The following is a 20,023-nucleotide window of genomic DNA, read 5'->3' as shown; positions in this document are numbered from 1 at the left end:
AGCTCGTGATAAATCCTGTGATTTATTAGACGGTTGGTACAATTCGCGACCAAATAAGTTTCATATGCACAAAATATCACCCATTCAAAGGGGCAAGGTCGATGATCAACGAGTCCTTCACTCGATTAAATTCTTCACTTTCTATATCGCAGGCTGTGAAGCTTTCCAAGAGCTCTTGCTGTCTCGGTTGTCCAAACGCTAAGCGATAGAGCACCAGTATCTTTTTTACTTCCGAATATTTTGCAACTTCTTTACTCATTGGGTAAGTCGGCACAATTCGTTCAATTTGAGCCTTCCCATTAGGAGTAAACCAGAACGGCTCTAAGTCACTCGTTTTATTCGCATCATCATTGGCTGCTTGTGCGAATAGCTGCTCCCAAACATCCGCTTTGTTGCCAAAATCTGGAGTGTGGTTTTCTGCTATTCGCTGACGAACGACAAGCGACTTATACCTGTTCACCCGCCCTTCTCGTTGCTCAATATCGATGGGGTTGTTGGGTAAGTTCCAATGAACGACTCGACGGCAATACCAATGAAAATCGAGCCCTTCTTGACCTATTGATGTCGAACTCAACACAAATGGTCGGAATGGGGAGTTAAACGCGTCACGTACGCTCACTACTCGTTTCAAGCCACTATCATCATTGAGTTTTTGATTACCGAGCGGAACAGCAAAATGACAACGCATTGTTGTCCTTTTATCTTTTGGACTATTTTTCCTATCTTCCCAGAAATGAACATTCTGACTTGAGCTTTGGATCCCCATAGCGTGCTCAAGCTTACTAGTTGCTGTACCAATATCACTGCCTGATGTAGCTAGTAAGTGACAGTATTCATCTAGCATTGATTGGTAATTACCATGTGTGCAATAGACCAAGACCTTATACCAAGCAGGAGAATCCGTTCGGCCAGATATTAGAGTGTCTTTAATACTGCGTTTAACTATTGGAATGGCGTATTCATGATTAAACAGTCTGGTTGTAAGCTCCGCAAACTGAACAGAGTAACTAATCGAGTCGAGTTCAGAGAGTTCTTCTGACCATAGAGTTTGAATGGTCCTCATTGCGCAGGTAGCAGGATTAGCTAGGCTTGAATAAGCCAGCACTTTGGCTAAGTCATCAGGCATTTTACCTAGAGAGAGTGACTCACTCCCCTCAAAGTACTGCTTAATTTTAGCAAAATGCTTAATACGGCCTTCTTTGCTCAAGCGAGACTCAATCACCTCTAACCACTGCTCGAAGTGACTTGTATTCCCGGCTAGTCTATCCAACAACATAGGAGCGAGTACGTACCAGTCGCTATTGGTCTTATCTTCACTTTCATATTGCTTTAAACAGGCCAATTTACTCTGAATTAACATGGTTTGTTGAGCCAAAACCTCATCTAGGCTCCCATCCAAATACGACACTTCCGCTAGCGACTTACATGGATAAAGTAAATGCCATACGTTAAGAGTCGATTGGCCTTCAAATCGAAGTAAAGGTGAAGCGTTTTTACCACTATGGTACTGCGGTCTTTTACCCTTCCCCTTTAGTACTCGACGTTCTGCCTCATAAGACCATAGGCAACTTAAAGCCTTTGGCACAAGCGCCCAAGATGAAAATAACAATGTCTTGGTAAAAGAGTCATTCCCTTTAAATACACCGTCAAATTGGTAATAAGGTTTGCAAGGTGGGGACCAAAGCAAGTTCTCCGGCGAACCTTCGAAAATGACTTTACTTAACGCTTTGATCTTTGCGTTCGGGGCACTTTGTTCAACGTTTAATTTATAGTTTTGAACATTGTTACGAGATAACCAAGCGTGAATCTGCTCGCTACTTTGGGACTTATCTACCAGCTTTTTTACTTCAGGGTTATTGATATTCCGGCGGTACCGTTCTTTAAAAACATAGCCATTGAGGAAAGACATCGCCCAAGGTGCTGACTTAGCAAACTCGATAAGAGATACACCTCCATGCCCTTTAGGCAGCACTGCGTTTAACGCTTCGATCGCTCGGTAACCTTGGACTTCTTCAACACTAAAGTCGGAACCACAACATAGTTCAGTGGAATGAATAAGCTGCTCAAAGCCTTTGCTAATTTGGCTCCGCTCAGTTCTGGCAATATACTCTCGCAGTAACTTTTCGACTGAACGCGCATTCGTATCGCTGATAGACTCAAAATCTGCATTGCCGGACGACAGGGTTAACATATCCCCATGAAGCAGATTACGATTCATTTCGTATTGAGAAACAAAATCCACATCATTGTGCGATAAAAAGTAGAGCAACTTATGCAGTTGTTCATGATGACTGCTTTCATCGTCCTCATCGTTAATTGTCGTCATCGCTTTAAAAGGCGTTGCCGACAACAAAAGTACTTTGGGTTTTGCTTTTTTGGCTTTGCCCTTATCACTAAATACCTGACTAGCAATTAACGACTCTTCGGAATCAGAGCTTTGATCTGTTAAAGACTGAAAGCGTTGGAACTCGTCTAGGATGAACAAGTCTGCTTGCAAGCTTCCAGCACAACAGCGCGCCACCAGTCGACGAATCTCCACTCTAAAATGGTAAAATAGATGGCTATTTTCATCGGTTTCGCCTGAGTCTTTGTTCCAACAATTAGCTAGGTAGAGCGCTGCATCTTGAAGCGATGAAAAGTGTTCTCTTAACACTGTAGATTCGCAAGGCTTGCTCAAGCTGCTTTCAAGCTCTAATAACACCGACGGTTCAGTGTCAAAATCCTTATCCAGTTCCCCCAATTCTTTTTCCCATCGGCCCTCTTTGGTAATCTGGTTGGTTTTGAATAGCTGACGAATTGGTTCCACAACTTCACATAAGTTCGTCGTTTGAGACAATAGAACCGCTAAGATCGCTCTTTCCCGGCAGTTACCCGATCCAGCAGTCAACGTAAAAGAAGTCGAAGGGGTTAACGTACAAACTTCAATGACATGCTCATCGTTTAATTCAGATTTTTTCGGTTGTAAAGCCAGTTCAACCAAACGCCCAAATGTTGATGGTTTAACCCATCGCTTTGCATCTTCACCATTAAAGAGCGCCAGCTTTTGGCGATTTTCATCTGCCAATGCAAGGTTGGAACAGATATAGATGACACGCATCGGTGTAGCCGTGTTGGTCCCTACATGTCTTTTCAGTAATTGAGCGATGACACCTTTCGCGACGATAGTTTTTCCTAACCCCACTTCATCAGCAACCAGTATTCTGTGGCTATGTTCGGGTATTTGATACTTATCTATAACTAGGTCTACCGTTGCCTTTTGAAAATCTTTAAGGCCAGTCAATACACCGTTTAGTTGCTCTAGGATCGCTTGTGTCATTACTTCGTGTTCTTATAATTCTTAAAACTATTTATTAACTACTACTTGGATGGTACAAATGACGAGAAGACGCCCCATAACGTCTTGAATTCATCTGGAATGATCTTTTCATCGACTTGCGCTTGTAAACGATCAATTCTTTCTAACAAATCCGGACTTAACGCAGCCGCTCGCATCAACTTTTCGTAGATCACACTATCTTTGGTAAAGAACACGCCACCCGCCCCCTCACCGTCTCCCTTGCCCTCACTGTTCATCAAATCTTGCTTACTTGGGTCGATATGTAAAAGCATCGCGATATAACTCATAAACTGTGAGCGGTTTTCGAGCAATTCATTAGTAATTGCCTTGCCTCGATCCAATTCAAAATCATTCGTTATTTCAGCTTTAACTACTAAATTCTTAACCACTGAATCATTTTCTGATATTTCGAGGTGAACTAGTGCACTAATCTGGGAGAGTTTAAGGCTATCCCAAATAACCTCTCGAGCTAGGGCTCGAGGCTGTGACGCACTCAATGTCGAAACCTTAACGTCAAAACTCGACGGGATTTCAACCAAAGCCCCATTCAAGGTCAGCTGATATTCGTCATCACCACATAAATCAACGTTGAGCTTCCAATCTGCATTAATTAGGCTGAATTCTAAAAGACGAAGTGCTCGATCAGAGTCTTCACCTTCAGTTTCTTCTAATTCGCTGAACTCATGTTTTGTAAATAAGCCTGTGCCATGCTCATTAACCCATTGCTTGATCAGTGAATGAACACCAATTTGATCTTTGGCGCCCGTTAAACGAAGCATGAATTCACTGTTTCTCGGGCTATCAGAAGCACCTCCCATCGCTGCTTGAGTTGTATTCGCAGAACCAAGATGCCAGCTGGAAGTGGAATCAGTTTCGTCGACAACTAATAACTTTGCATGCAAGTTGAGGTCGTTTTCTACAAATGGGGACTGGTCCATTTCCTCATTTTCTTCCGCATCGATAAGGTGTTCGTTAAGTGCATAGCAGTGCCAACCGTCCAACGCTTTCTCGCCCGCCATATCAAGCTCTTCTTTACGGCTAAATAAGTAACGTTGGTGATCAGGAGCAAAGGTACTAAGCCAATCTAAAGTACCTACTTTGCCACCACCTCGAATAAAAGGTGATACAGCAAGCATGGCTTGATTACCATGCTCTAAACGAATTGGACGCTGTCGTTTATTGCCATCATCAAAAACAGTAGAGAGAAAACCAAGTTCAGTGATGTTATCTGGTTTATCCCAATGCACCCTCACTAGCTCTTCTGGATCAATTACTTCATCAAATGATTGCGTTGATGAACCACGGTAAACCTCATCAAAAAAGTCCATCAATGGACGATTGGCTGGCTTGCGCTTCCCTCTTGATTCTCCGTTAATGACAGCGCTGAGATCCCAGCTGCGGTCAAACGTTAAGTTACGTGACAACACTATCAAGCGGTATTTCACATTTTTAGTTCCATCTGGGCTTTCGAATCGAAGTAACCACAATTTCGGGTGAAACGACGAAAACGCTGAATTTGACTCTCCTGCGTTTGGAACTAAAGGCACGAGGCTGTCTTCCAACAATCCAAATAAGCTGTTGTACTTATCTGGCAACTTAATATTGCCTTGTTGGTAGAAAACCGTGAGTTTATCTCCCAACATTCCTAAAGCTTCCAATAGCGCTATTCTCATGTGTTCAACCGAGCCTTCTAAGGTATGACCAAAACACATGGCAATTGGCACCGTCAACAAGGTATTTAGGTCCAAGCTATAAGTCGTGGCGATAGCATGAGTAAGCTCATAACCTTCGGGAGCGATAAGCTGTTCGCCATAATCTAAGCGATTCTTATCCGGCACTAACATCTAGCCCCTCCTGGATATCTTGTAAAATGACTCTGGCAGAAGGCCAACGAAATTCTAGCTGGCGCATTCCAACCCACTTTTGGTTTTCACTGAGGGCCTTTTTCAGCAAACACCGAGCGCCTTTATTTGCTATCGCTTGGTGCTTAACACATTCATCCAACTTATCTACAGGGGCATTCTCGCGAATCAAGCTACACCAGTTTTCGATAAACTGACGTGTACGATTGTTTGCGCTTTTATGTGGTCCGAAAGCAAACTCGTACCAGTTATCGATGCTCTGCTGTTCAAAGCTCTTGGGCTGTTTATGAGCTTGTTTCAACCAAACATCAAACTCTTCATTCAACTGTTCAATCTGTTCGATATTCTTGGCACGTTGGGCTATGAGGATGTTGTAACGAATATGCGCGCCTTCAAGAACAAAACTAAATTCCAGCGCGTTTTCAAAACATGTTTTCGTTTGCTCGGCAATAGGAGAGTCTTTTAGCTTTTCATAAAGGGCTTCGGCCTGCCATCCATTATGGACAACCATATCAGCCACTTGCAAAGCTTCACCAACAAGGTTGTGCTTGAATAACTGAGCGGGGACACTATGTTCAATCTTACTCGATAGCTGTAGTTTATTTTTGAGGTAATCAGCTTCTTTACGTGTAAGTTTTATTGATACTTGGTTTAACCAAAATTCACTGTAACCATCGGGTTTAGTCATCAGTTGCGCAATATCAGAATGCGGCCCATCGTCATCAATATGGGCTTCGCTCTTATTGTTTGCTAGCTCTTGGTACTGATTAACAAACTCTCTTAACGACAGTTCTGTTTTAGCGATGGATAACTGGCGTAGTCCATTCCAGTAGACTGAAGAAGGCTTACGAGCTACCCCCTTTTCTAAGCTATCTTTTCCAATGATCCCATAGGGCATGTCATGTTGATGGTTTTCGACTAAACGCTTGGCCAGTTTATCTTCTTGCTGGCTAATGTATTCAGCAAGAGGGGGCCTCTCATAGGGCTCTAACTTACGGTAGTCGTGAAAGATATATGGGATAGTGACAAAGTACTTAGCGCGGGTTTGGATAGTAGAAAAACCCGGAAAAAGCTGATCCGCAAAAGCATCCCTAATTTGTCCTATACCCAACTCATCAAGTGTACCTTTCTCTTGTAACATGGATAACACTTGAGATACACGCTCTCGCTCTGTAGATGAAAAATCTATCCAGCCAATTAGACTTTTTTGTCGGCTCACTACTCACTCACATCTTTATATTAATTTTTTATATAGCAACAGCCACTTAAAGCTCCTGCATACCACATTGTTTCAGGTATTCGAACGTTTCCTGGTCATCACACTTTATGACCAAACCACTACGCCCACGACTGAGCAATACTCTATAACTACCCTCTGTGTAATGTTCGTACTGGCGCCGGTCTTCAACCACCAGCTTTCCGTTGCGATAGACCATATCCTGCCCCCAGTTAAACAAAGCAAGTGATAGTTCTAAACCTTGACAACTAAACTCAGTACAAGCCGCTTCAAATTGACAACATGAATTTTCAGAACTTGGTGGCTCAACGTACCAAGGGCCAATATGTTTACCTGGTTTGCATTTATCTTTCTGTACTTCCTCAATAAACTTGCCACCTTGGCTGGACATCAACCAGCCTGTTCTAAAGGCATCTTGAAGCTTGTTTCCTTCGTGCATAGTTTGTTGTACACCCAGAGCATAAGTTTCTGCAGTTTGCCGGTTTTGAGTCAGTCGCAATGGGTAGTAAGCCTGAATATCCAAAGCGACTTTTTGAGCTAGGTCAGAATTGTTAGACAGAACCGCTTCAATCCACTTGTCTAAACTCTCTGTATAGGCCTGCCGAATGGGCGTTTTAAGGTTATACACGTCTTTCTTAATTGGCGTAACGAGTTGCATTTTACTGGCGTGCAGCGATGGCATAATAGGGATGACTTTGCCGTTTTGCGCTCTTATTGCTGCATCTAGGTCTGCTAGCATCTGATCTAACTGCATCTCATTGCGATGGATCGCTTGACCATCTCCTACCAAAAGCACCAACACTCCAAACGGTTGACAAACAAGCCAGTTACAAAACAACATTAACTCAGACGGTGATTGTAATTCTCTAGGGCTTGCTTTGTCCCACGCTCGTTGTGCTTCATCAAATACGACAAAAGTCTCTCTGCGTGATGTTAGTGAGCGCTTCAGATCCTTCTTGAACGGGAGCAGATCTTGGATCATCACTCGACCATCAATGACCTTATCTCCTGTTCGGCCAACTGACTGCTTACCACTATAATCTAACGTATGTTGTAGCACCTGAACGAGAGGTCCATTGCCAGAAAGAAAAATAGGTTCACTCTGCTTTGCGCTCTCACTACGTGCAATTTCCGCAACAGAACTAATGCCCAGTAGAGTCTTACCGGCACCAGGGCGCCCATGAACGACAACAACATATCTTTGCTGCTTATCCCTAGCATGCTGATAAAGCTTTAAAAGTGCCGTACGTGCCTGGTCAATATTTTCACCGGCTGAGGTTTTTAGCGTAGGTATTTTAGCGTCGAAAAAGACCTGAGCAGTGCCATGCAATATGCTTGGCTGGCGATAAAACTCACCTTTTGCCCACTGGAGTACACTATAGTAACTAGGTTTACTTAATGACGTTATAAGCTGTGAAGCGAACTGGGGAGCCAGCCCATCATCTGCGATGTCACACACAAGGTTTGGGTGTTGGAACGGCTTAGCACCAGGTTTGGTGAGAACAACAAAACCATGACCGACTAGGTCGATAGATTCACTGTGATAACGTCGCATTGTTTGCAAATCAGAGTTTGCTCGAAGAATCTCGTATTCAGAGGCTTCTTGCTTATGTTTGAACTCGACTACAAACAATTCGCCAGCTGGAGTAACTAGGTTAACATCCGCCGCTCGTTTTCCGCCTTCACCAATCAATTCTTGTTCAAAGGCTATCCAGCACTTCTCTGGTTCCACTTGAGTTTCTGTAATAACGTGATTAAGGGTAGACGTCATTACATCGTATTCAGTTTCCCAAGCGAAGCGTTGCGCAGGATCGAGATCTTGCGTCCAACTCAAACTAGAATGGAAAGATACTAACGACTCTAGAAAACTAGCTTTGTCTGTAGAAAGAAAGTCTTGCCAAGTCCCATCCCAGCCTGCTTTTAAGTCCATCTTAGTTATCCCTCATAACGTAGACTGGAGCTTTTCAACGGCCGGTATATCAGCCGCAGCCCAATCAACATCCCAAAGTTGGTCTTTGGATAACCAACGAGAGTCAATATGCTCTGTAAGCTCAAGTTCGCGCGTTGGTACCTCAATAACAAAACAATGCATGGTGAAATCAAAATCAGGGTAGCTATGCTCAATCGTCAACAAAAACTGTGGTTCAGTAACGGCAATTCTTAACTCTTCATCTAGCTCCCTGGTAATAGCTGCAACAAGCGTTTCGCCTGCTTCTACTTTCCCTCCTGGGAACTCCCATTTCTCGCTAACATAATCTAGCTTTGATGGCGCTCTTTGTACGGCTAGGAATTCGCCTTCATTTTTCAGTACAGCCGCAACAACTTCAATGCGTTTCTTACTCATTGATTTAGCTCTTCTAACAATTTATTGCTACGAGATTTTAAAACCTCAACATCCTTTGCGTCATCTACGATGTGCATTTTCTTGTGGCAATTGGGGCACAATGCGACTGTGTTTTCAGCCGTATCGTCTCCACCTTTGGAGAGCCAAACGATATGGTGTGTCTCGAGATAAGGCTCGCCTTTCGCATTTTTAAATGGCGCAGGTTGTAGACAAAGTTGGCACTGACCTTTAGCTAGGCGTTTAGCCAGTTCTGCTACCCAAACATTTCGTTCATAGCTGGTGGATTGCTGTTGGTATCGAGTAGCGGTTGTTCCACCTTTGGCCGCCAAAGACTGAAGCTCATCAAGCGTCAACCTCTTGGCCTTGCGAACTCGGACGCTCTCAACGTTATCTCGATCTTCTTTTCTAACCTGGCGCTCACCCGTTACAAGCTTTAGAGGGAATATATATGCCTTTCTTGGATTACCCTGTTCATCATCTTGCGTTTCTGAATACGGCTCACCGTCGAGAACGACTTTGCCAACATAGGTGTATTCTTGGTCCTTAAATACCTCAAATAAGTGAACAGCGACACCATTGGTTCTCGATTCGGCTAGCGTCCTATTCTGCTGAAACGTTAGGCTTTGATCGCCTTTAGAGCCCATGCCTGTATAGTGGAGAACGTCACCTACCCACCGGTCATCATAAATAGACTTTATGTGGTTCGATACAATGACCAATTTATTGGTTTTATGCGAGCGGCGCATGCCGCCTTGTGGGCTACAACCGAAGAGTTCACATAGGTCTGTGTTGTTAAGTTTTGCGCCTATTACAGGTAGTGAGGTAGTATTCATAACTGATTATTATCCTTTTTATTGCTCGCTAACAACTGTGACATTAGAAATCCATCATTTCACAGTTGCTCCCAGCCAAACGCTCTCTTGTTCAAGAGCTAAGCCATGTTTCTTCATTTCCGTCATGAGTCCTCGTAACGCTGGAGACTGCTCCAAAAGTCTTTGACTGTTTTGTTCAAAAGATTCAAATTCGCGTGCAGTATCATTCCAAAGCTGGTTTTGCCCGTATCGGTTCAGAAGCTCCTTCCAATTCGGCATCATCCAAAATTCTGCTCTTTCTTCTAGCTTCTCTTTTAGGCGACGGTAGTTATTTAGTCCTACTCCATCATAGTCGGCAAAAAAGTAGACCATCGGCGCCCTTTCTTGCACCGATAGCCAGTCAATCAGTTTGTTGTGTAGCTGCCCTCGGTACCAAATAATAGTAGTGGGTTCGTTAATGGGCAACCAATCTAGTCTGTCAAATAGTGCTTGGTTCTCTACCAACCAAATAGAATGATGACTGTGAAGTTTTTTATTTCTTTCCCCACCCACTTCAAGCGAAAAAGCGCCAAACTCTTCTGTCGCTACATTTAAGTGATCAGTTAGTACTCCAGAAACCTCCCATAATGGGTTGGCAACCGTTTTAGCCAGCACGTAGGTTACTTCGTCCTTGTTTGCTACTGCGTATGGAGGCTATGTTTGCCGCGCGTTGCGGCATAGTTGGTGACAAGTCTTGGTTTGGTGCCAACTGCTCCAGTGTGACTTTAACGACATCCATATTTTGAATGCAGTAGACAACTCCACGGCCTTTAGGAGTAACTTGTACACACTGTGTTTTGCGGATGAACTCTTCAAGCTGCTTCTTCTGAGATGGCGTCAATATGCTTCCGGCGATGGAAGCAGGGTAAACCTCGACTAATCGCGTTAATGCTTTAGTCAATGCCTGGCTCATAGTGATGGTTCCACTTGTGACTGCGGCAGTTCTTGGCTCTCTATTGGTTCGAAAATCTGCCAGCTAGCTCGGCTAATATGGTTCTTGCCATTCGCTTGGTGGATTGGAACACAATAACGAGCGGTAGTTAATGGTGCTGGTGAAGCAAATATCAACGCAAAACCGAATTGATCAGCAATCTCTATCAAGTTAGCTTGGTTCTTGGTATCCAATGCTAAAGCCTCATCCAAATAACATACTGCTTTCATTTGGTGACGTTTATCTTGCATTAGATACAACATTGCTAGGCCAGTCACAAGTTTGGCCATCAACACTGTTCCGTTAGAAGCCGCACTATCGATATCTTCAAATGACTCTTCTTTCTGATCTGTCTTGGCAACAACGAATTCAAGTCTAAACAAGTCTGCTACTCTCAGACCTTGGCGAACATTACCTTCTTCAATCAGCAGGCTCTTCGCTCGATCTAACTCCGCATCATCAAGAATACTGCCTTAATCAAACAGCTCGAAACTCTGACCACTTTCGGTTTGCTCTGCTTGCTGTATCAGTACATTCATCGCATCGACAAGCTGATTCTCCTCAACGGGTTCAATTTTGAAGATTTTAAGGTCAGACAACTGCCTGTGACTGATTAGTCATAATAAGTAAGGGGGAGAGATGACCCTCCCCCTCACTCCCGTTACTTACTGTTTTTTGCAGCCGCAGATTGTGCTCTTGTGGCGAAACTTCCCTTGGCGATTTGACCACCATTAGCTTTTGCTTGAGCACTTTGAATACGTGATGCTGCCGACGGCGTCATTGGTGTTGGTTTTGCTTTTGACATGTTCATTTCTCCTTGTGTGTTTGAACACAGACAAGTTATCAACAACATCAAAAGTACACATCTGGGTAAGTGGAGAGTTTTTTTTATTAATTACCTTGTACGCGCTAAACAGACACTAATTTTAGATTCGGCTATGTAAAACTTTTTCCATCCACTCTTCTACTTCACTGTCAATCCAAGCAACGGCCCTATCACCCAAACTTACAGTTTGTGGAAAGCTTCCTTCATCCATCTTCCTGTATATCGCTGAACGGCTTAGTGCAGTCTTTTCGATTACTTCTTTTAACTTTAGAAATCTCATGGGACGTCCTCCTATACTGTGTGTTCCCATGGGATTGACTGGCACGTAGAAAAATACTGTTTTTTGCCCCCAGAGCTTTGTCTGCAAAGCTATAAAATTCGATAACAACAAAAAAGAATCACTTGCTGGAACTACCAGCAAGTGATTCATTATCATTACAACTGACGCTTCGTCGCCAGGAGAGCGTATCTATAAGCTGCATCTTTTCCTGCTGAACAGGCAGCGACTTTTCTCACCTCAACACTCTTCTCCGCGCTTCTTTCATCCACCAGTCGCCAGAGCTCTGCATTAGCTATCGATTCTTTATTTGCTTTACGCCAATCTCGTCGCTTCCAGCCATCTAACCACTCATTAAAGCCCTTGACGCAATAATCGTTGCTTGAATAAATAATATCGCCATCTCTCGCACGCTTTAATCCAAAAGCAAGCGCCGATAGGTCTAGATAAGCTTGGTCTGTGACATAGCCAACAGGCTCCCAATCTTCATCATCAATACATCCATCAGCATCGAGTGCTATGTACGCAATACCACCAACAAGACGACCTCTTTGCTTTCTCACCATGGCCGCTTCTACATAAATTTCTGTCTTCATTGTCATACTCTCCAGAGACTAATAAGCCGATACATTCTTTGATTTGGCTTGATTGTTAATAACTTGCTTTACAGCGATTCCTACATAACAACGGCAAGTCAGTTATTTTTTACCTGTCTCTGGGCACGCTTGCTTTCTATCCTCCAATTCCTAACAAGCCTGATTTAAAACCCTTTCAGATATATTTCATCAGTACGCATAACCAAACAGATAGTCTAAGGAGCCCTTATGCGTACCCCAAATACTGACCATGACTACCCCTTTGAGACTTCAGAACTCAATGAGCTGCTAGAGCGTGCAGCCGAAGCTCTAGCTACGAAATACAAACGTGAAGGCACGTTCACTAATCCAGCCAATGTTAAAGAGTATTTAAAGCTCAAATTAGGAGCACATGAGCGTGAAGTGTTTGCCGTGATGTTTCTTGATAACCAACATCAATTGATCAGTTTTGAAGAGTTGTTCTTTGGCACGATTGACGCCGCTTCGATTTATCCACGTGAAGTATTGAAGACAGCACTAAACCACAACGCTGCCGCGGTGATTTTTGCCCACAACCATCCTTCCGGCATTGCTGAGCCTAGCCAAGCCGACAAACGCATTACTCAGCGACTTATCGACGCTCTAAAGCTCGTGGATATCCGTGTCTTAGACCACATCGTGGTTGGTGAAGACTGTGTCTCATTTGCTGAGAAGGGATTGATATGAGTGAGTTTATTGTTCCCGGACTTAGTGATGAGCTCGTTACTCCAATGCATTGCTTTCTTAATGCCCTCCTATTGGACAGCACCATTCCTAATACAGCTGAGCGTTTGGCGTTAAACATTCGTTCTCAAGAGACTGACCAACGATTTCAGCCCATTGAAATTCAACTAGAACGCACATCCAGTGATTCGCCCTGGCAGCTTCGCTTTATCGCAACCTTTGATGTTGTCATCACAGGCTCGCCACAAAAAGAGTTATCGCTGTATTTCAACTTCGCAGGGTGTTGGTTCTATCACCCTGAAATTAAGCAGTGCAGCTTACAACGGCCAGAAGTACAAACCTTACTCGCCAGTTGGCTTAAAGCAGTCACTCGCTCGCTCATCGCACACTCTGCAATCTCAATCGACATTACCTCCATTCGCTAATCTCCATTTCCCTCAAAGAGGTCACTATGAATCAAGCTGCTAACCTGGCTATGTTCGCATGCAAGCGAGCCAAGCCTTCACACCAACTCAAAGACTTAATCAAACGTTCTATTCATGATGTTAATTACCGAGGACGGCTAACTATCCGATTTAAGGACACCAGTTACCACCCGAAAGATGGAGGGTTTCATCCTGTCTCTATCACTATCGATATTAAAGACAGCCATATTGCCATTAGTGAGATAACGGACCGCGTTTATGTGGGCGACGAAATACCGGAACTGGTTCCCGACCTTACTTTTGATTTTGCTAACAACGTCGCTTTCGCGCGCTTTAGCGGCTGGCTGGGCATGCACCTACAAGAAACCACGGAGCTGTATGAAATGTGGGAGTGTAACTTTCTAGCTTATGTAGCAATGGACGCTTACAACCAAATTCAGATTAAGTGTGGCTAACAACCAAAGCCAATCCACTTACTACCCCAGAACACTCCCCTTCCCTTACCAAACATTCAATAAAACCACCCGCATAGAGCTAAGCCGATGTCTGCTTCCCATATTGTTAAAACGGGAAGCTTCAATCCCTTATTGCACAAGGGTTTCTTGATATCGTCGGCTCTGTGCTTCTCAAAACATCCTTCTACAGACAAAAAAGGAAGCAGATTATGGCTGAGGTCCAAGCAATAAAAGACGATGACACCATACGCCTGGTTGGTCATCTATTGAGTATTCGTTGTCATCCACAAATGGCCGATGTGTGGCATATCGGATTAAACCTCGCACTGAGGATTTCTGATTTGCTATCGATCCGCTTTGAAGACATTCATGATGACCGACTCATTATCCGTGAAAGCAAAACCGGCAAACTGGCAAACATTCAGCTCAATACCAAAGCGCAGCAGCATATTGCTAGATTAAGGGAGCAGCACCCCGACCACATCTACTTATTTCAATCCCACCGATGCCAACAGTTGAAAAACAAACCACCGCAGCCAATCACGCGACGTGCTGTGTCCATGGCATTTCAACAAGTAGGCCAAGAGCTAAATATTGCGTTAGGTACTCACTCAATGAGAAAGACGCGAGGCTACTTTCTTTACCAATCTACAAAGGATATAGGCCGTGTCATGAAAATGCTTCGTCACACATCTGAGGGCGTCACGCTTCGCTATATCGGTATCACTCAAGATGAAGTCGATAAAGACTTTGTTTCTCTTGAACTTTAAACCGGGTCATTTAGTGAGGGGGCGGGACCGTCAATCCCTTATAAACATTAGGCTCAGAGCCTTTTTGAGTTTCGCAATTATTACATTTGAGAGCAAATAACATGAACCCATATCACGCAATAGGCAGCTTTGTTGTAGGCAGCTTATCGAAAAGTTTAATCCAAAACTTATTCTGGAAAACCAATCAACCAATCAGAGGCAGCATTGTGTATTGCGATCTCGCATTTGGATATGCTGAACATTCAGGTGTCTACGTGGGAGATGATCGTATCATCCATCGTAATGGCAAAGGTCTTATCGAAGCCGTATCAATTCATCAATTCCTAGCAGATACCACAGCCCTTTCCATTTACGTGAGTTGTAATGCGCAAGGTAGAGCCATTGGCAATGAGTTTACCGCTCAAATTGCAGAAGCCATGCTTGGCATACAGACAGACTATTCCCTGTTAAATGAAAACTGCCATCAGTTCTGTAGCTACTGTCTAAGTGGTGACATCTTCTCAAACACCTTCACATTGACTCAGCTTAAACGTGACGCTCGTACGCACATTCAAGCGAGTCAGTGGCGCGTATGGGACTTAAGGTATCGTCACAAAGGATAAGGGGAAACGAATCCCCTTTTTTTGTTTAAAAACGAGGAAGTAAACTTTCTTGCAACAACTCCCTAAAGAACTGATTATCTATTTCTTTTTGGGTGCGACGACTAGTGCCGAATGTCCTACCACGCCCGAACGCTCTTGTTCTCAACTTGGTTAAATATACGGCACGGTTAAACAACTCATTGAACATTTTATCAAAACTGCCCCCCTCATAGTCTTCATCATCATAATCATCAAAAGGGTGACGTTCTATTACGTAGTAAATTGGGTTCTCGGGGACATGTACTGCCCCATACGCTGCTTCCAAGTCAATATTAAGCGCCCGCGCCCATGCACACACCGCCATTTGATAGAGCGTTTTACACTTATCAACACTCTCCAGGAAGCTAAAGTCATTGTAGTTCCCTAAGCACCGAAAGTTATCCTTGTTCAAAATAATCACAATGTGGAAGTGAGGATACGGTGACGAGTAGATCTCTTTACACCAGATAAAGCGTAAGCGCTCTCGGCTTACTGATGATTTTCGCCTTTTTCGTCGTTTGAGCTCCTCTTTGATTTGACTATTTAATGAACGGAAAAAGTAGGTAATTGCATTGGGAACTTCATCGCCATCATATGAATCAGGGTATCGAAGATCGAGCCTGATGGCCGTTATTCGTGAGAACTCCTCGACCGCATCCGTCAGTACGTCATGGACCTGAACTAGGTTTTTATACACCAAAGGGAACTGTCTTGTTCTTAGCTCTATTCCTTTGAATATATTCGCGTTGGTTGTTCGTGGTTTACGTCTTGTCATGATACTACTCCTTAGTTTAAGAACATATGAGTAGTAGCCATGTAAAAACTAACTGTATCAGTAGTGCTCTACCTACTGATTAGTAATAGGTAATATATTAAACATTTCCGACACCAAAAACGCCCGCCACAATAGATACTGATTGGGCTAGAGGACAGGATTCAACTCGACATTTAGTTACATTAATTATCGCACCCAATCATGCTTAACCTGACCAAACTACTTAAAGAGGGACAAGGTTGTTGATTCATCACAAAATGATACCACCATATGATTTGTACTTAAAAGTTCATGCACATCATCTGTATTACTGAGGTAAGATAGTAGACGCTCAAAGCTCACTTCTGCAGCTCTAATAATGACTCGATAGCTCCAAAGTCTAGACATTGTTATATTTTTTTTCGAAAACATTGAAAACAACAGATCATTCAAGACTTCTTCTCTTACAATTGTATGGTTATCTGGTTTAATCACTTTGCCATCCTTAATATATGACAATTCAAAAATTCTAGACAAGACAACCTCAATAACCTTGAGATAAAAATCATATTTCTGGGGGTTAATGTCATAATGAATAGCATCCCAAACTTTTATTTCCCTCTTAGTAAGCTTTTTGCTCAACCATGTAGGGAGAGTGCTATTTCCTTGAAAAAAAGGGAGATTTCTCATCACTTCTTCTCTTTTAAAGCAATTTAAACCTAACAATACTGGGTTTATTCTACAAATAGAACAAAACGTACCATAATCGTTTTTTACTCCAGGAGAGTAATACACAATCAACATTTCATCGTCCAAAAACTTTAACATTTTATAATTTAGTGATTTAAAAATTCTTTTGGCTGTTTGAGTACTTTTAGATATCACGGTGGACATGACTTTTAAAGACACCCCACAAACCCAAAAATTATCGTTCATATTATTAAACAAATAAAAAACTAATAAAAACTCTTGAATAGATAGGAAGTCCTGATTTACAACTTGATGTCCATTATTGCCCTTGACAATTTTTCTTTTTCTCAACTTACCGTCTGAGATAATTTCTTTTATCACCTTGTTCAAATTTTCATCGGGCAATGAATAAAAACTTCTCTGAAAATCCAACTCTAAATAACCATTTTCATCCAATGTCCAAGATATAAGCTTTTTTTTACTCAAAGATCTCAGGGACGTAGAAACCATCGTTTTTGACGTACCGATCCTATCAGCAAGTTTCTCGATAGTTGCTCTGTAGCTTTGATCTTGCTCTTCCATAAGATAAGACAGCACGATAAATAAATACTTGCTCTCAGCACTCATCTCGTTGTCCAGCAACAGTTCATTCATACCAACCACATAAATTCACGTTTTGATACCTATCATAACATATTAAATCAAACATCATTGAATCATTGTTCAAAGTTTGAGTAGCTGCACATTCCGAATTAATAGTTCTTCTTAAGTTTCACAGCTTGCAACATAGACACCCAACTCTTACACTATCACTAAGTGATATAACAAAGCATGAGTTATGAAGTTTGATATAGAGCATCTAGTAGAAAATGGGATACACGATAAAAACTGGGTGATAAATTATTTATCTAATAAGGTGGGTTACAAGAAAAAAATTAGGTTAGAGAATAGAAGAAACATTTTAGAAATAAACAAAATAGTGAACAGGAATTATAATGATGATGAAATAAAGCTTCTTTGCAAGAAAATTCGAGGAGCTTGGTCATCAAAAATCCATCGAGAAAATAAAAAACACCAAAGACCAAACCAAATAAATATATCGATTTCAGATAAAAGTAAGAAAAAACTAGACAGGTTGACTAATAATCTTGAAACTAGTCAGGATGATATAATCGAGAGAGCAATAGCTATTATGTTTGATAACTTACTGCCTAGTAGAATCATTAATAAAAGTATACCATATGTAAATCGAGATATAATTCAGCTACTAAATAATCAAATTAAAGAAAAAGATAAGATTATTAAAAAACTAAAGAGATTTAATGAAGATGGATAATTTATCTTAGTTAAGATTCTGATTATATTAATTTATATACTGTTTCTCGAGAACAACGATACTAACTTGAAACCTATTTACAAAGAAGTTTCATCTACCCAAAATTAAAGGTGAATCATAGAGAAACCAGTCAAAGAAATGAGACGAAAACAAATACAATTATAGTGGGCCTAACGATGGTACACACTTAGCCAACATCTTAATAAAACTGTATCTAGATTAACGTCTAAGTCGAATTTTTTGAAAACTTCCGATAAAATACAAATTCCATAGTTCATTTTATGAGCGCTACATTTGTTGATTTCGGATTGATACTGAAGTGGAGTTCTAAAAAGATTAGGTGTCACTCAAATCGCTACACCGTTATAAACTGTTTTAGAAATTACGTCTGAATTGCCGTTGATATGCAAAAGGCAGATCATCACTTCCAGTCGTGAAAACATTGACTTAAGCGGTAGCTATTAATAGACCCTCTTTGAACGCTGACAACTCTATAACGTTACATAAGCTAAGAACAACCCTTCAACCCCAGACTTAAGAGAAGCATTGGTATAAATAATCACTTAAGAGCTGAACTTACGTTAGCGTACCGAGATAGACAGATTAAGCCAGAAAAATAAATCTCACTAATCGACTTGTTAAATTTTTAAAGTGACGAAGATTTTCGTCCTAACCGTTAAAGTGTTAAAATGATCACAACATTGCTGTCGTGGCTTCAGGTGACATTTAAAGTACTTCTAGTACCCCACTATCTGATTTTTTCTTTTGGTACCCCACTTGATACCCCACCGGCTTAACCATAAAAACAAAAGGCATATTTTTCAAATGGTTAACAACAATATTCAATGGTTTCCTGGCCACATGCACAAAGCACGTAAAGAGATCGAAGAAGCAATCCCTCAAGTGGATGTGATCATCGAAGTACTGGATGCTCGTATTCCTTTCAGTAGTGAAAACCCTTTGATTTCTCAAATCCGTGGTGACAAACCTGTCGTTAAAGTTTTGAACAAACGTGATTTGGCCGATCCAGAGTTAACTCAACTGTGGATTGAGCACTTGGAGCAAGAGCAACATGTAAAAGCAATGGCGATCACGACTTCTGAACCACAAGAAGTGCATCGAATCATGGAGCTTTGTCGCAAACTTGCCCCACACCGAGAAGAAATTGGTAAAAACATTCGCACCATGATCATGGGCATCCCAAACGTTGGAAAGTCGACGATCATTAACACCCTCGCAGGTCGAACAATCGCTGTAACAGGTAACCAACCCGCGGTTACACGTCGTCAACAACGTATCAACCTGCAAAATGGCATCGTATTATCTGATACTCCAGGGATTTTATGGCCAAAAGTGGAAAATCCACACAGTGGCTTCCGCCTTGCGGCTACTGGCGCGGTAAAAGATACAGCGATGGAATATGACGAAGTCGCATTCTATACCATTGAATACCTAGCAGCTCATTATGCAGATAAGCTTAAAGAGCGTTATCAAATTGAAGAGCTTCCAGAATCAGATATCGAGATCATGGAAGAAATTGGTCGTCGCCGCGGTGCACTACGTGCAGGTGGACGTGTTGACTTGCACAAAGTATCAGAGATCTTATTGCACGAACTTCGCCAAGGCACTTTGGGCCAAATTACATTAGAACGCCCAGAAATGATCACTCAAGAACTGATTGAAGTCGAGATTGAGACCGCCCGTAAAGAAGAAGAAAAAGCGAAGCGTAAAGAAGAGCGTCGTAAGCGCTATTTACGTAATAAGCGATAAGCTTGTCTTTTATCTACTCATGTTTCAAGGCGCGATTTTCGCGCCTTTTTTGTTATCTAATGCGCCCATTTTTTTCACTTTTCAAACTTTATATTCCTCATCCAAAATCCCAGATATGAAGCACGAAAAAACACCGCAAAATCGCCGTATAAACTTTAAGCACAAACTAGTTTAGACCCCGGGCCCCTATAGAGTTACAGCCACCATCCAACCCTCAAATGTCGAGTTTGCAAGGGTCTG

The 20,023-nt window shown here is 42.2% G+C and carries 22 protein-coding genes; 7 read left to right on the top strand and 15 right to left on the bottom strand.

Annotation, left to right across the window (positions count from 1 at the left end):
- Positions 1–76: 76 nt before the first annotated feature.
- The 13 genes from R7Q39_RS04650 to R7Q39_RS04590 form a co-directional block, all read right to left on the bottom strand.
- Complete coding sequence (locus R7Q39_RS04650; protein ID WP_213963395.1) at positions 77–3,316, bottom strand: DEAD/DEAH box helicase; 3,240 nt, start codon at positions 3,314–3,316, stop codon at positions 77–79.
- Between the two features lie 41 nt (positions 3,317–3,357).
- Positions 3,358–5,181, bottom strand: coding sequence for a phospholipase D family protein (locus tag R7Q39_RS04645; RefSeq protein ID WP_213963396.1), 1,824 nt, complete (start codon positions 5,179–5,181; stop codon positions 3,358–3,360).
- On the bottom strand, positions 5,165–6,418 hold the full coding sequence (locus R7Q39_RS04640) for a DUF6361 family protein (protein ID WP_213963397.1): 1,254 nt from the start codon (positions 6,416–6,418) through the stop codon (positions 5,165–5,167). Before R7Q39_RS04640 ends, R7Q39_RS04645 begins: the two co-directional genes overlap by 17 nt.
- 46 nt (positions 6,419–6,464) lie before the next feature.
- A complete protein-coding gene (locus tag R7Q39_RS04635) occupies positions 6,465–8,366 on the bottom strand; it encodes a DNA/RNA helicase domain-containing protein (RefSeq protein ID WP_213963398.1) in 1,902 nt (633 codons plus the stop codon).
- Positions 8,367–8,378: 12 nt separating this feature from the next.
- Positions 8,379–8,780, bottom strand: a complete 402-nt coding sequence (locus tag R7Q39_RS04630; protein WP_213963399.1) for a (deoxy)nucleoside triphosphate pyrophosphohydrolase — start codon at positions 8,778–8,780, stop codon at positions 8,379–8,381.
- Positions 8,777–9,613 (bottom strand): HNH endonuclease, encoded by an 837-nt coding sequence (locus R7Q39_RS04625; RefSeq protein WP_213963400.1) that lies wholly within the window; start codon positions 9,611–9,613, stop codon positions 8,777–8,779. The genes R7Q39_RS04630 and R7Q39_RS04625 overlap by 4 nt, the downstream gene beginning before the upstream one ends.
- A gap of 54 nt (positions 9,614–9,667) precedes the next feature.
- Positions 9,668–10,246 (bottom strand): Wadjet anti-phage system protein JetD domain-containing protein, encoded by a 579-nt coding sequence (locus tag R7Q39_RS04620; protein ID WP_318075811.1) that lies wholly within the window; start codon positions 10,244–10,246, stop codon positions 9,668–9,670.
- Positions 10,236–10,544 (bottom strand): hypothetical protein, encoded by a 309-nt coding sequence (locus R7Q39_RS04615; protein WP_250157974.1) that lies wholly within the window; start codon positions 10,542–10,544, stop codon positions 10,236–10,238. Before R7Q39_RS04615 ends, R7Q39_RS04620 begins: the two co-directional genes overlap by 11 nt.
- Complete coding sequence (locus R7Q39_RS04610) at positions 10,541–10,945, bottom strand: SbcC/MukB-like Walker B domain-containing protein (RefSeq protein ID WP_250157975.1); 405 nt, start codon at positions 10,943–10,945, stop codon at positions 10,541–10,543. The genes R7Q39_RS04615 and R7Q39_RS04610 overlap by 4 nt, the downstream gene beginning before the upstream one ends.
- A 90-nt stretch (positions 10,946–11,035) precedes the next feature.
- Entirely contained in the window at positions 11,036–11,161 is a 126-nt protein-coding gene (locus R7Q39_RS04605; RefSeq protein ID WP_284145061.1) for a hypothetical protein, read from the bottom strand.
- A gap of 62 nt (positions 11,162–11,223) precedes the next feature.
- Positions 11,224–11,367, bottom strand: coding sequence for a hypothetical protein (locus R7Q39_RS04600; protein WP_213963401.1), 144 nt, complete (start codon positions 11,365–11,367; stop codon positions 11,224–11,226).
- Positions 11,368–11,488: 121 nt separating this feature from the next.
- Complete coding sequence (locus R7Q39_RS04595) at positions 11,489–11,698, bottom strand: AlpA family transcriptional regulator (RefSeq protein ID WP_213963416.1); 210 nt, start codon at positions 11,696–11,698, stop codon at positions 11,489–11,491.
- A 125-nt stretch (positions 11,699–11,823) separates the two neighbouring features.
- Complete coding sequence (locus R7Q39_RS04590; protein ID WP_213963402.1) at positions 11,824–12,261, bottom strand: RNase H family protein; 438 nt, start codon at positions 12,259–12,261, stop codon at positions 11,824–11,826.
- A 228-nt stretch (positions 12,262–12,489) separates the two neighbouring features.
- On the opposite strand from R7Q39_RS04590, the gene radC reads away from it, so the two are divergent.
- The 5 genes from radC (at position 12,490) to R7Q39_RS04565 (ending at position 15,215) form a co-directional block, all read left to right on the top strand.
- The gene (gene radC, locus R7Q39_RS04585; RefSeq protein WP_213963403.1) at positions 12,490–12,966 is read left to right on the top strand and encodes a RadC family protein; all 477 of its coding nucleotides are present in this window, start codon (positions 12,490–12,492) and stop codon (positions 12,964–12,966) included.
- Positions 12,963–13,388 (top strand): DUF2787 family protein, encoded by a 426-nt coding sequence (locus R7Q39_RS04580; protein ID WP_213963404.1) that lies wholly within the window; start codon positions 12,963–12,965, stop codon positions 13,386–13,388. Before radC ends, R7Q39_RS04580 begins: the two co-directional genes overlap by 4 nt.
- A 26-nt stretch (positions 13,389–13,414) precedes the next feature.
- Entirely contained in the window at positions 13,415–13,843 is a 429-nt protein-coding gene (locus tag R7Q39_RS04575; RefSeq protein ID WP_213963405.1) for a DUF2787 family protein, read from the top strand.
- Positions 13,844–14,052: 209 nt separating this feature from the next.
- Entirely contained in the window at positions 14,053–14,613 is a 561-nt protein-coding gene (locus R7Q39_RS04570) for a tyrosine-type recombinase/integrase (RefSeq protein WP_213963406.1), read from the top strand.
- A 101-nt stretch (positions 14,614–14,714) separates the two neighbouring features.
- Complete coding sequence (locus R7Q39_RS04565; RefSeq protein WP_213963407.1) at positions 14,715–15,215, top strand: lecithin retinol acyltransferase family protein; 501 nt, start codon at positions 14,715–14,717, stop codon at positions 15,213–15,215.
- 25 nt (positions 15,216–15,240) lie between these two features.
- Here the strand turns inward: R7Q39_RS04565 and R7Q39_RS04560 are convergent, their stop codons facing one another.
- Both R7Q39_RS04560 and R7Q39_RS04555 read right to left on the bottom strand, forming a co-directional pair.
- Entirely contained in the window at positions 15,241–16,008 is a 768-nt protein-coding gene (locus R7Q39_RS04560) for an inovirus Gp2 family protein (protein WP_025508030.1), read from the bottom strand.
- Positions 16,009–16,227: 219 nt separating this feature from the next.
- Positions 16,228–17,331, bottom strand: coding sequence for an Rrf2 family transcriptional regulator (locus tag R7Q39_RS04555; RefSeq protein ID WP_213963408.1), 1,104 nt, complete (start codon positions 17,329–17,331; stop codon positions 16,228–16,230).
- Positions 17,332–17,515: 184 nt separating this feature from the next.
- On the opposite strand from R7Q39_RS04555, the gene R7Q39_RS04550 reads away from it, so the two are divergent.
- Positions 17,516–18,013 carry a ribbon-helix-helix protein, CopG family gene (locus tag R7Q39_RS04550; RefSeq protein ID WP_213963409.1) on the top strand — a complete coding sequence of 166 codons (498 nt, stop codon included), beginning with the start codon at positions 17,516–17,518 and terminating at the stop codon, positions 18,011–18,013.
- 825 nt (positions 18,014–18,838) lie between these two features.
- Positions 18,839–19,783: a ribosome biogenesis GTPase YlqF gene (gene ylqF / locus R7Q39_RS04545; protein WP_054866316.1), complete on the top strand. Its 945-nt coding sequence runs from the start codon at positions 18,839–18,841 to the stop codon at positions 19,781–19,783.
- Positions 19,784–20,023 lie beyond the last annotated feature (240 nt).

It is taken from the genome of Vibrio sp. 947, from assembly GCF_033339115.1.
GTDB lineage: Bacteria > Pseudomonadota > Gammaproteobacteria > Enterobacterales > Vibrionaceae > Vibrio > Vibrio alginolyticus.
This window is presented reverse-complemented; position numbering and strand designations above follow the sequence as displayed.